This window comes from Pseudomonas sp., from assembly GCF_050739775.1.
Lineage (GTDB): Bacteria > Pseudomonadota > Gammaproteobacteria > Pseudomonadales > Pseudomonadaceae > Aquipseudomonas.
Genome location: NZ_JBOICA010000019.1, coordinates 80,946 through 93,339 on the forward strand (window position 1 = coordinate 80,946; position 12,394 = coordinate 93,339).

At 60.6% G+C, this 12,394-nt stretch carries 9 protein-coding genes; 1 reads left to right on the forward strand and 8 read right to left on the reverse strand.

Annotated features, from left to right (window positions below):
- Positions 1 to 36: 36 nt before the first annotated feature.
- The 8 genes from gcvP to arcD (ACRESH_RS12210) form a co-directional block, all read right to left on the reverse strand.
- The gene (gcvP, locus tag ACRESH_RS12175; RefSeq protein WP_431742229.1) at positions 37 to 2,892 is read right to left on the reverse strand and encodes an aminomethyl-transferring glycine dehydrogenase; all 2,856 of its coding nucleotides are present in this window, start codon (positions 2,890 to 2,892) and stop codon (positions 37 to 39) included.
- Between the two features lie 9 nt (positions 2,893 to 2,901).
- Positions 2,902 to 3,285: a glycine cleavage system protein GcvH gene (gene gcvH / locus ACRESH_RS12180; RefSeq protein ID WP_431742230.1), complete on the reverse strand. Its 384-nt coding sequence runs from the start codon at positions 3,283 to 3,285 to the stop codon at positions 2,902 to 2,904.
- Positions 3,286 to 3,560: 275 nt separating this feature from the next.
- On the reverse strand, positions 3,561 to 5,069 hold the full coding sequence (locus ACRESH_RS12185) for a sigma-54-dependent transcriptional regulator (RefSeq protein WP_431742231.1): 1,509 nt from the start codon (positions 5,067 to 5,069) through the stop codon (positions 3,561 to 3,563).
- Between the two features lie 112 nt (positions 5,070 to 5,181).
- Entirely contained in the window at positions 5,182 to 5,544 is a 363-nt protein-coding gene (locus ACRESH_RS12190; protein ID WP_431742232.1) for a DUF5064 family protein, read from the reverse strand.
- 53 nt (positions 5,545 to 5,597) lie between these two features.
- Positions 5,598 to 6,527: a carbamate kinase gene (gene arcC, locus ACRESH_RS12195; RefSeq protein WP_431742233.1), complete on the reverse strand. Its 930-nt coding sequence runs from the start codon at positions 6,525 to 6,527 to the stop codon at positions 5,598 to 5,600.
- Positions 6,528 to 6,599: 72 nt separating this feature from the next.
- Positions 6,600 to 7,610 carry an ornithine carbamoyltransferase gene (locus ACRESH_RS12200; RefSeq protein WP_431742234.1) on the reverse strand — a complete coding sequence of 337 codons (1,011 nt, stop codon included), beginning with the start codon at positions 7,608 to 7,610 and terminating at the stop codon, positions 6,600 to 6,602.
- An 82-nt stretch (positions 7,611 to 7,692) separates the two neighbouring features.
- Positions 7,693 to 8,949 carry an arginine deiminase gene (gene arcA, locus ACRESH_RS12205; protein ID WP_431742235.1) on the reverse strand — a complete coding sequence of 419 codons (1,257 nt, stop codon included), beginning with the start codon at positions 8,947 to 8,949 and terminating at the stop codon, positions 7,693 to 7,695.
- Between the two features lie 30 nt (positions 8,950 to 8,979).
- On the reverse strand, positions 8,980 to 10,407 hold the full coding sequence (gene arcD / locus ACRESH_RS12210) for an arginine-ornithine antiporter (RefSeq protein ID WP_431742236.1): 1,428 nt from the start codon (positions 10,405 to 10,407) through the stop codon (positions 8,980 to 8,982).
- Positions 10,408 to 10,848: 441 nt separating this feature from the next.
- Between arcD (ACRESH_RS12210) and arcD (ACRESH_RS12215) the strand changes: the two genes are divergently transcribed.
- Entirely contained in the window at positions 10,849 to 12,276 is a 1,428-nt protein-coding gene (gene arcD / locus ACRESH_RS12215) for an arginine-ornithine antiporter (protein WP_431742237.1), read from the forward strand.
- Positions 12,277 to 12,394: the final 118 nt, after the last annotated feature.

Genomic DNA, 12,394 nt, shown 5'->3' on the forward strand with positions numbered 1-12,394 from the left:
GGCCGGCTCCTACAGGTGGTCGAGGTATGCCAGGACTCAGACGTCCTGATAGCTCTCGATCGACGGGCAGGCGCAGACCAGGTTGCGGTCGCCAAACACGTTGTCGACGCGACCGACCGGCGGCCAGTACTTGCCTTCCACCAGCGTGGCCAGCGGGTACACCGCTTGCTCGCGGCTGTACGGATGGCTCCACTCGCCGGCAATTTCGGCAGCGGTGTGCGGCGCGTTCTTCAGCGGGTTGTCGTCCTTGTCCAGGCTACCGTTTTCCACTGCGCGAATCTCTTCACGGATGCGGATCATCGCCTCGCAGAAGCGATCCAGTTCTTCTTTGGACTCGCTTTCGGTCGGCTCGATCATCAGCGTACCGGCCACCGGGAACGACATGGTCGGGGCGTGGAAGCCGAAGTCGATCAAACGCTTGGCCACGTCGTCGACGCTGATACCGCTACTGTCCTTGAGCGGGCGCAGATCAAGGATGCACTCGTGTGCCACCAGACCATTGCTGCCTGTGTACAACACAGGATAGTGCTCTTCCAGGCGGCGGGCGATGTAGTTGGCATTGAGGATGGCCATCTGCGAGGCACGCTTGAGACCCGCACCACCCATCATACGAATGTACATCCAGGTGATCGGCAGGATGCTGGCGCTGCCGAACGGTGCGGCGCAGACTGCGCCTTGCTTGTTCTGCATATGCCCGTGACCCGGCAGGAACGGTGCCAGGTGCGACTTGACGCCAATCGGGCCGACGCCCGGGCCGCCGCCACCGTGCGGAATGCAGAAGGTCTTGTGCAGGTTCAGGTGCGAGACGTCACCGCCGAACTTGCCCGGGGCGCAGAGGCCGACCATGGCGTTCATGTTGGCGCCGTCGATGTACACCTGGCCGCCATTGTCGTGGATGATCGCGCAGATTTCGCCGATGGCTTCTTCGAACACACCGTGGGTCGACGGGTAGGTAATCATCAGCGCGGCGAGGTGTTCGCGGTGCTCGATAGCCTTGGCGCGCAGGTCGTCGATATCGACGTTGCCGCGAGCGTCACAGGCGGTCACTACCACGCGCATGCCGGCCATATGGGCGGTGGCCGGGTTGGTGCCGTGGGCCGAGGACGGGATCAGGCAGATGTCGCGGCGGGCGTCGCCACGGCTCTGGTGGTAGGCACGAATGGCCAGCAGGCCGGCGTACTCGCCCTGGGAGCCGGCGTTGGGTTGCAGCGACACGGCGTCATAGCCGGTGGCGGCGCAGAGCATCGCCTCCAGCTCGTCGGTCAGTTGCTGGTAGCCCTGGCTCTGTTCGGCAGGTGCGAACGGGTGCAGGTTGCCGAATTCGGCCCAGGTCACCGGAATCATTTCGCTGGCGGCGTTGAGCTTCATGGTGCACGAACCCAGCGGGATCATGGTGCGGTCCAGCGCCAGGTCCTTGTCGGCCAGGCGGCGCAGGTAGCGCATCAGCTCGGTTTCGCTGTGGTAACGGTTGAACACTGGATGTTCAAGGATTGCCGACTGGCGCAGCAGGGCGGCAGGCAGATGAGCCTGAACGCTGGCAGCCAGGGTGCTGAATTCAGGCACGGCTTTACCGTCGGAAAACAGCTGCCACAGCGCTTCAACGTCAGCCTGGGTGCTGGTTTCATCCAGCGACAGGCCCAGACGCTGGGCGTCGATCTGGCGCAGGTTCAGACGTTTGGCCTGAGCCTTTTCGTGCAGGCTGGCGGTAGCGTCGCCGGTCACCAGGGTCAGGGTATCGAAGAACACTGCGGTTTCGACGCTGGCCCCGAGCTGCTTGAGGCCGGCAGCGAGGATCGCGGTCAGGGCGTGGGTGCGCTGGGCGATCTGCTTCAGGCCTTGCGGGCCATGGTAGACGGCGTACATGCTGGCGATGTTGGCCAGCAGCACTTGGGCAGTGCAGATGTTGCTGGTGGCCTTCTCGCGGCGGATGTGTTGCTCGCGGGTCTGCATGGCCAGACGCAGCGCGGTTTTACCGAAGCGGTCGATGGACACGCCGACCAGACGGCCAGGCATGTCGCGCTTGAACGCATCGCGGGTGGAGAAGTAGGCCGCGTGCGGGCCACCGAAGCCCAGCGGCACGCCGAAGCGCTGGGCGCTACCGATGGCCACGTCGGCACCGAACTCGCCGGGCGGGGTCAGCAGGGTCAGGGCCAGCAGATCGGCGGCGACCGCGACCAGGGCATTGGCAGCGTGGAAGCGCGCGGCCAGCTCGCTGTAGTCGAACACGTCACCATTGCTGGCCGGATATTGCAGCAGGGCGCCGAAGAAGGCATTGACATCATCGAGCTCGCGCTCATCACCCACCACCACTTCAATACCCAGCGGTTCGGCGCGAGTACGCAGCACATCGAGGGTTTGCGGGTGGCAATGCACGGAGGCGAAGAAGGCATGGCTGCTCTTGTTCTTGCTCAGGCGCTTGCAGAAGGTCATGGCTTCGGCAGCGGCGGTGGCTTCGTCGAGCAGCGAGGCGTTGGCGATTGGCAGGCCGGTGAGGTCGCTGATCAGGGTCTGGAAGTTCAGCAGCGCTTCCAGGCGGCCCTGGGAGATTTCTGGCTGGTACGGGGTGTAGGCGGTGTACCAAGCCGGATTTTCCAGGAGGTTGCGCAGGATCGGTGCCGGGGTATGGCAGTTGTAGTAACCCTGGCCGATGAAGCTTTTGAACAGCTGATTATTGCCGGCGATGGCCTTGAGCGAGGCCAGGGCGTCGGCTTCGCTTTGCCCAGCGCCCAGTTCCAGCACGCTGGTGCCCTTGATGCTGTCCGGAATGACCGCGGCGCTCATGGCCTCCTGGGAATCGAAGCCCAGGGTGGCAAGCATTTGCTGCTCGTCAGCCTGGCGCGGGCCGATATGACGGGCGATGAATTCGTTGGTAGTGCCGAGGTTGATGGTCATGGCGAGTCCTCAGGCGTCAGCGTTGGCTTTGATCAGGCGGTCGTAGGCATCCTGGTCGAGCAATTGCGCGACGGCGCCGGCATCGGCCGGGATGAAACGGAAGAACCAGCCTTCGCCCAGCGGATCTTCGTTGACCAGCTCAGGGTTGCCTTCGAGTTGGTCGTTGACCGCAACCACTTCGCCAGTCAGCGGCATGTACACGCCGCTGGCAGCCTTAACCGATTCGACAGTCGAAGCTTCGGCACCCTGTTCGTAGCTCTGCAACTCCGGCAGTTGCACATAAACCACGTCGCCCAGGGCGTTCTGAGCGAAGGCGGTAATCCCGACGGTGACGCTGCCGTCAGCTTCAGTACGCAGCCATTCGTGATCTTCGGTAAAACGCAACTCGCTCATGGAAACTCCTCAAGGGTAGGCGTGGCTCAGGTTCGGCACTGAGCACTGATAATGAGGATTTTCTTAGCAATATCGCGGCCATTTATGAAAAATATATATAAAACAATAAGTTATGTATTTGGCGCAACGACAGATGTTCAGTGGCGTAGCGAAATCGCTACACCCGGAGAGCGGAAAAAAAGGTCAAGAGGATCAAAACCTTGCAACACAGCGGTTGAGCACTGATGTATTGAAATCGTTACGGTGTAGCGTTTTCAATACAGCTGCTGTCGCGATCAGGCCTTGGTGGGTATGCCGTACTTGCGCAGGCGGTGCGCAATGGCGGTGTGCGAAGTCTGCAGACGGCTGGCCAATTGGCGGGTGGAAGGGTAGCTGGCATAGAGCTTTTCCAGCAGGTTGCGTTCGAAATCCTCCACTGCCTGTTCCAGGCTATCGACGTCGCCATTGTGTTCGCGGGCCACCGACGTACCGGCGATGTCCAGATCACCGATGTCGACCAGGCTGCTTTCGCAAATGGCCGCGGCGCGGAAAATCACGTTCTGCAACTGCCGCACATTGCCCGGCCAGCGGTTGTCGAGCAGGGCTGGATAGGTGCCCGGGGCCAGGCGGCATAGTGGACGCTGGATCTGGGTGCAGGCCTGCTGCATGAAGTAGCCGGCCAGCAGGAGGATGTCCTGGCCGCGCTCGCGCAGCGGCGGCACCTGCAGGTTGAGCACGTTCAGGCGGTAGAACAGGTCTTCGCGAAAACTGCCCTCGGCGACCATTTTTTCCAGGTCGCGGTGCGTGGCGCTGAGGATCCGCACATTGACCTTGACCTCGCGATCGCCACCGACCCGGCGAAAGCTGCCGTCGTTGAGGAAACGCAGGAGCTTGGCCTGCAGGTACGGCGACATTTCGCCGATTTCGTCGAGAAACACCGTGCCCTGGTTGGCCAGTTCCATCAGGCCCGGTTTGCCGCCGCGCTGGGCGCCGGTGAAGGCGCCGGGGGCATAACCGAACAGCTCGCTTTCGGCGAGGTTTTCCGGCAACGCCGCGCAGTTCAGGGCCAGGAACGGGGCACTGTGACGGCTGCTTATAGCGTGGCAGGCGCGGGCCACCAGTTCCTTGCCGGTACCGGTTTCACCGTGGATCAGTAAGGGTGCGTCGAGGGCTGCCACACGCAGGGCGCGGGCCTTTAGTGTGCGGATCGGCGGTGAGTCGCCGAGCAACGCATCGAAGCCTTCGGCGTGATCGTGGTGCAGCGCCGACAGCCGTTCGCCGATGCGGTTGGGCTGGTACAGGGTCAACAGGGCGCCGGCGTTGGTGATCGGCGTAGCATCGAGCAGCAGGGTCTGGCCGTTGAGCACCACTTCGCGCATGGGCAGGCGAAAGCCCTGTTCGATCAGCGCCTCAAGCAGGCCAGGGTCGTCAAACAGATCGACCACCGAGCGATCGGAGGGTTCCTGGCCGCACAGGGCCACCAGTGCCGGGTTGGCCAGCAGCACGTGACCGGCGCTGTCCAGGGCCAGTACCGGGTCGCTCATGGCCGCCAGCAGGGCATCGAGCTGCAGGTGGCGGCGCTGGCCGGGGAGAATGTCGACGACCCGCACCGATTGCACACCGTGTACGTTCAACAGGGCGTCATGCAGCTCTTCGAGCACGTGCGGGCTGAGGGTCGGGGCGTCGATGTAAACGTTGGGCGGCACCATCTCCACGGCGTCCAGGTTGAGATTGCGGGCGCCGAGCAGGGCCAGCACTTCCTGGGTGATACCGACGCGGTCGATGAAGCTGACGTGGATGCGCATGGGGAAACGGGTTCAAGGCTGCCGAAGAGGGCAAGTATGCCTTAAATCGTGGGGCAAGCCCGCCCCCACAGCGTTGTAGGAGCGGGCTTGCCCCGCGATGAGGTCCGAGTGGTTACTCGAAATGTTCTGGCTTGATTGGATCGCCGGATTTCATATTCAGCTGTACGCGGACATCTTCGAACATGGCGTCGTAGTGTTTGTGTACCGAACCGATACTGCTCATGGTCTTCGGAATGCCGTATTTCTCGGCGATTTTCGTTACGTTGCTTGCAAAGTTATAGGCCTCTTCCTTGGGCAGGAAGAATGTTTCACTCATATCCTTGCCCTGGATCGATCCGTGCATTTTGAATTGCATGCCTTTGCCTTTGCCGGGATCGGTGACAACTTCGTAATTGATGTTGAGGTCGTAACTGACGTCGTCTTTGGTCAGCGCATGGCGCTCGATGTGCAGATGACCGGGTTCGAACTTGGCCATGGAAGACTCCTCTGGAGGTTGAAAAGGGCGGACCTTGAGTCCGCCCAACTGCATCAACGGTAGCTTATTCCAGTCGTGGCCGTGCTGACACGGGTACCGGCGGTACCTTTGACGATGTCTTCGATATCGGCCAGCGAACCGATCACTGCGACCTTGCCAGTGTTACGAGCAAAGTCGCACGCGGCCTGGACTTTCGGCCCCATGGAGCCCGCTGCGAAACCAAGGCGCTCCAGTTCGTCCGGGTGCGCCTGGGCAATTGCCTTCTGGCTCGGCTTGCCGTAGTCGATGTAAGCGGCATTGACGTCGGTGGCGATCACCAGCAGGTCGGCCTCCAGCTGTTCGGCCAGCAGCGCCGAGCACAGGTCCTTGTCGATCACCGCCTCGATGCCTTTGAGCTTGCGGTTGGCGTCATACATGGTCGGGATGCCGCCACCGCCAGCGCAGATCACGATGCTGCTCTTTTCCAGCAACCACTTGATCGGGCGAATCTCGAAGATGCGCTTGGGTTTCGGGCTGGCCACCACACGGCGATACTTGTCGCCGTCGGCCTTGACCACCCAGCCTTTTTCCTTGGCCAGGCGCTCGGCTTCTTCCTTGCTATAGACCGGGCCGATGAACTTGCTCGGGTCCTTGAAGGCCGGGTCGTTGGCGTCCACCTCGACCTGGGTCAGGAGGGTGGCGAACGGCACTTCGAAGGCCAGCAGATTGCCCAGCTCTTGCTCGATGATGTAGCCGATCATGCCTTCGGTTTCAGCCCCGAGGACGTCCAGCGGATAGGCTTCGTCCGGCTTGTAGGATTGTGCCTGCAACGACAGCAGGCCAACCTGTGGACCATTGCCGTGAGCGATGACCAATTCGTTGCCGGGATGGATCTTGGCGATCTGTTCGGCGGCGACACGGATATTGGCGCGCTGATTGTCCGCAGTTAAGGGTTCGCCACGGCGCAACAGGGCGTTGCCGCCCAATGCAACAACGATACGCATGATGAAATTCCTTCTAGGGAAAGGGGGGCTGCACCGCTGCTCCGACAGGGAGGGGGTGCAGCTGCAGAGGCCTTACAGGTCAGCCAGGGTCGAGACCAGGATTGCCTTGATGGTGTGCATGCGGTTTTCCGCTTGCTCGAAGGCGATGCAGGCTGGCGACTCGAACACGTCGTCGGTGACTTCGATACCGTTGGCCAGGTGCGGGTACTGCTCGGCGATCTGTTTGCCGACCTTGGTGTCGGAGTTGTGGAACGCCGGCAGGCAGTGCATGAACTTGGTCCGTGGGTTGCCGGTGGCTTTCATCAGCTCGGCGTTGACCTGGTACGGCAGCAGCTGCTGGATACGTTCGGCCCAGGCTTCAACGGGTTCACCCATCGATACCCAGACGTCGGTGTGGATGAAGTCGACGCCCTTGACCGCAGCTTTCGGGTCTTCGGTCAGGGTGATGCGTGCGCCACTTTCTTCCGCGTATTTCTTGCAGCGGGCGACCAGGTCGTCATGCGGCCACAGGGCTTTAGGGGCGCAGATACGTACGTCCATGCCGAGCTTGGCTCCGACCAGCAGCAGCGAGTTGCCCATGTTGTTGCGGGCGTCGCCCAGATACACGTAGCTGATCTCGTGGATCGGCTTGTCGGCGTGCTCACGCATGGTCAGCACGTCGGCGATCATCTGGGTTGGGTGGTATTCGTCGGTCAGGCCGTTGAACACCGGGACGCCGGCAAACTTGGCCAGCTCTTCGACGATTTCCTGCTTGAAGCCACGGTACTCGATAGCGTCATACATGCGCCCGAGGACCCGTGCGGTGTCCTTCATGCTTTCCTTGTGGCCGATCTGCGAGGAGTTGGGGTCGATGTAGGTGACGTTGGCGCCCTGGTCGTAGGCAGCCACTTCGAAGGCGCAACGGGTTCGGGTCGAGGTTTTCTCGAAGATCAGCGCAATGTTATTGCCTTTGAGGTGCTGCTGCTCGGTGCCGGTGTATTTGGCACGCTTGAGGTCGCGGGACAGGTCCAGCAGGTAGCGCAACTCGCGAGGGGTGTGGTGTTCCAGGCTCAGCAGGTTACGGTTGTGGATGTTGAACGCCATGATGATTCTCCTTGAGTGCGGTGATCGGCCCGGCCGGCGCCCGGCCTTTGTCTAGGAGGCGCGCGGCCGGGGAAATGCTCGTTTAGTAGTCGATCGGATCGCGGACGATCGGGCAAGTCATGCAGTGGCCGCCGCCGCGGCCCCGGCCCAGTTCGCCGGCGCTGATGGTGATGACTTCGACACCGGCCTTGCGCAGCAGGGTGTTGGTGTAGGTGTTGCGGTCATAACCGATGACCACACCAGGCTCCAGGGCTACCACGTTGTTGCCGTCATCCCACTGCTCGCGTTCGGCGGCGAAGCTGTTGCCACCGGTTTCAACAACGCGCAGTTTCTTCAGGTTGAGGGAGTCGGCCACGACCTCGATGAAGGTTTTGTTCTCGCGGCGCACGTCCATGCCATAAGGCTTGCTGTTGTCAGGACGGATGACGAACGGCACGATTTCCTTGACCACTTCCGGGAAGACTGTGACCAGATCGCGGTCGCAGAAGCTGAACACAGTGTCCAGGTGCATGGCGGCGCGGGATTTCGGCAGGCCGGCCACTACGACCTTCTCCACTGCGCCTTTGGCGAACAGCGATTGCGCCAGTTGGCCAATGGCTTGGCGTGAGGTGCGCTCGCCCATACCGATCAACACCACACCATTACCGATCGGCATGACGTCGCCGCCTTCGAGGGTGGCCTTGCCGTGGTCCTCGTCAGGGTTGCCGTACCAGATGTCGAAGTCTGCACCGGTAAATTCGGGATGGAACTTGTAGATGGCGGTGGCCAGCAGGGTTTCCTGACGTCGCGCCGGCCAGTACATCGGGTTCAGGGTGACGCCGCCGTAGATCCAGCACGTAGTGTCACGGGTGAACTGGGTGTTGGGCAGTGGGTCCAGCAGGAAACTGGAGTGGCCCAGGTAGTCGCGGTACATCTTGATGACGCCGGAGCCTTCGCTTTCTGGCAGGTCTTCACCGGCCACACCGCCGATCAGGAACTCGGCCAGATGGCGTGGCTCAAGACCTTCGAGCCAGCTACGCACTTCGTTGGTCAAGCCGATACCGACGGTGTCAGAGGTAATCTTGCGGTCAAGGATCCACTTCAGCGCTTCGGGTTGCGCGACGATATCGGTCAGCAGATTGTGCATTTCCAGCACTTCGATGCCGCGCTCACGCATTTTGGTGACGAAATCGAAGTGGTCGCGTTTGGCCTGGTTGACCCAGATGACGTCGTCGAACAGCAGCTCGTCGCAGTTGCTCGGCGTCAGGCGCTGGTGCGCCAGGCCAGGGGAGCAGACCATCACTTTGCGCAGTTTGCCGGCTTCGGAATGGACGCCGTACTTAACTTTATCGGTGGACATGGTTCTTACCTCCAAGTAACAAATTCGGGTTTAAAGAGTCAGGAAGCCGTCATAAAGACCGTAGGCAGCCACTAGGGCGCCGACGACCACGGCAGCGAAGAGCAACTTCTCCACGTTGGTAAAAATCGGTTGGCCGACCTCGCGCTTGGCCTTGGCGAACAGGATCACGCCAGGGGCATAGAGCAGCGCCGAGAGCAGCAGGTATTTGACGCCACCGGCGTACAGCAGCCAGATCGCGTAAATCAGGGCGATACCGCCGATGACCAGGTCTTTCTTGCGTTCGGCCAGGGCTTGTTCATAGGTTTCGCTACGCCATGCCAGCAGGAAGGCATAGGCTGCCGACCACAGGTAGGGCACCAGGATCATTGAGGTGGCGAGGTAGATCAGCGACAGGTAGGTACTGGCCGAGAACAGGGTGATGACCAGGAAAATCTGCACCATGGCGTTGGTCAGCCACAGGGCATTGGCCGGTACATGGTTGGCGTTCTCGCGGCGCAGGAACTCCGGCATGGTGTGGTCTTTGGCGGCGGCGAACATGATCTCGGCGCACAGCAGCACCCAGGACAACAGGGCACCGAGCAGCGAGATGATCAGACCGACGCTGATCAACACCGCGCCCCAGTGGCCGACTACATGCTCAAGCACGGCCGCCATCGATGGGTTCTGCAGTTTGGCCAGCTCAGGTTGAGTCATGATGCCCAGCGACAGTACGTTGACCAGCACCAGGAACAGCAGCACGGTGATGAAGCCGATGACGGTTGCCTTACCTATGTCCGAACGTTTTTCCGCCCGGGCCGAGAAGATGCTCGCACCTTCGATACCGATGAACACCCAGACGGTGACCAGCATCATGTTGCGCACCTGGTTCATCACGCTGCCAAGGTCCGGGTTCATGGTGCCCCAGATGTCAGCGGTGAAGATGTCCAGTTTGAAAGCGAACAGGGCGATCAGGATGAACAGTGCCAGTGGCACGACCTTGGCCACAGTGGTCACCAGGTTGATGAAGGCCGCTTCCTTGATCCCACGCAATACCAAGAAGTGTACGGCCCACAGCAATACCGAGGCGCCGATGATGGCCGCCGGGGTGTTGCCCTCGCCAAAGATCGGGAAGAAGTAGCCCAGGGTGCTGAACAACAGGACGAAGTAGCCGACGTTGCCCAGCCAGGCACTGATCCAGTAACCCCAGGCGGACGAGAAGCCCATGTAATCGCCGAATCCGGCCTTGGCATAGGCATACACCCCACCGTCGAGGTCCGGCTTGCGGTTGGCCAGGGTCTGGAACACGAAGGCCAGGGTCAGCATACCGATTGCGGTAATGCCCCAGCCGATCAGAACAGCGCCTACATCAGCACTGGCAGCCATGTTTTGTGGCAGCGAAAAGATCCCGCCGCCGATCATAGAGCCGACTACAAGTGCGACCAGCGCACCGAGTCGTAGTTTTCCGGGAGCGTCTGACATCGAATAACTCCGTATCAGGAGAAGAGATGACGCTAGAGTAGATCCAGCGACGTATTCATAAGCTGATTCAGGTCAGTTAATAGGGCAATCCATTGCTGTCATTGACTGAAAGAGCTCCTCCGGAGTATGCCGACGGCAATGCTGCAAGCCTCGTACACAGGCACCTCCATGGTGTTTTAGAGCATTCGCTCTGACAGCCTGCGAGATTTGAAGCTAGACCGTTTCCCAGGTTTCGCAAATTTTTTACGAGATTTTTTCTTATTTACTTGAACCGGTGGGGGTAGTGCACAAAACTCACCATTTAGTTTGTTTGGCATAGACGCCATAGTTATGATGGTTATAGTTTTAAAGACGGAATATTTATAAACGCCTAGACTGAGCATATATTTAACTCAGGGTGTACCCCTGAGGTTACAAAGACGAGACAGAAAGGGGATGTGCATGTCCGAACCTGGACAGAAATTGCGCCTGGGTGCGTTGATCGCGCTGGTGGTCGGTTCGATGATCGGTGGCGGAATTTTCTCCTTGCCGCAGAACATGGCAGCGCGCGCCGACGTCGGTGCGGTGCTGATCGGGTGGGGGATCACTGCGGTGGGCATGCTGGCCCTGGCTTTCGTGTTCCAGACCCTGGCCAACCGCAAGCCGGAGCTCGACTCGGGGGTGTACGCCTATGCCAAGGCCGGATTTGGCGATTACATGGGCTTCTCGTCCGCCTGGGGCTACTGGATCAGCGCCTGGCTGGGCAACGTCGGTTATTTCGTCCTGCTGTTCAGCACCCTGGGTTTTTATTTTCCGCTGTTCGGCGAGGGCAACACACCGATCGCCATCGCCTGCGCTTCGCTGCTGCTGTGGGCCGTACATTTTCTGGTGCTGCGCGGGATCAAGGAGGCAGCGTTCATCAACCAAGTGACCACCGTGGCCAAGATCGTGCCGCTGGTGATGTTCATTGTCATTGCCGCAGTGGCCTTCCGTGCCGACATCTTCACCCGCGACATCTGGGGGCTGAGCAACCCTAAATTTGGTAGCGTGCTCGATCAGGTGCGCAACATGATGCTGGTGACCGTGTTTGTGTTCATCGGCATCGAGGGCGCCAGTGTTTATTCAGGACGGGCGCAGAAGCGCTCGGACGTGGGCAAGGCCACGGTGATCGGCTTCATCGGCGTGCTGGCCTTGCTGGTACTGGTCAACGTGTTGTCGCTGGGGGTCATGACCCAGCCGGAACTGGCGGCGTTGCAGAACCCGTCGCTGGCCTCGGTGCTGGAGCATATCGTCGGGCCTTGGGGGGCCTTGCTGATTAGCATCGGTCTGGCGATTTCATTGCTCGGTGCCTTGTTGTCCTGGGCCTTGCTCTGCGCCGAGATCCTGTTTGCCACGGCCCGTGACCAGACCATGCCGCGCTTCCTGGCCAAGGAAAACGCCAACCATGTGCCGGCCAATGCCCTGTGGCTGACCAACATCATGATCCAGTTGTTCCTGCTGATCACGCTGTTCTCGGCCGGCACCTACACCAGCCTGATCTACCTGGCTTCGTCGATGATCCTGGTGCCTTACCTGTGGTCGGCGGCCTATGCCGTGTTGCTGGCGGTGCGTGGCGAGTCCTACCAAGGCCATGCCGGGGCGCGGCGCAAGGATCTCTTGATCGCCGGGATCGCCCTGGTCTACGCGATCTGGCTGCTGTATGCCGGTGGCTTGAAGTACCTGCTACTGTCGGCGTTGCTGTATGCGCCGGGGGTGATCCTGTTTGCCCGGGCCAAGCATGAGCAAGGTCAGGCGCTGTTTACCCATTGGGAGAAACTGATCTTTGCAGCGGTGTTGGTCGGGGCGGCTGTGGCGGCGTACAGCCTTTATGCAGGATTGCTGACTCTGTAAAAGCATCGCGGGGCAAGCCCGCTCTCATCAAACAAAATATAAGCCACTGATTCTTAAGTCTCTTAGGCTGCCACAAGCTGATACCCCAGTTTCCGGGCTTTGCGAAGCAAAGCCCGGA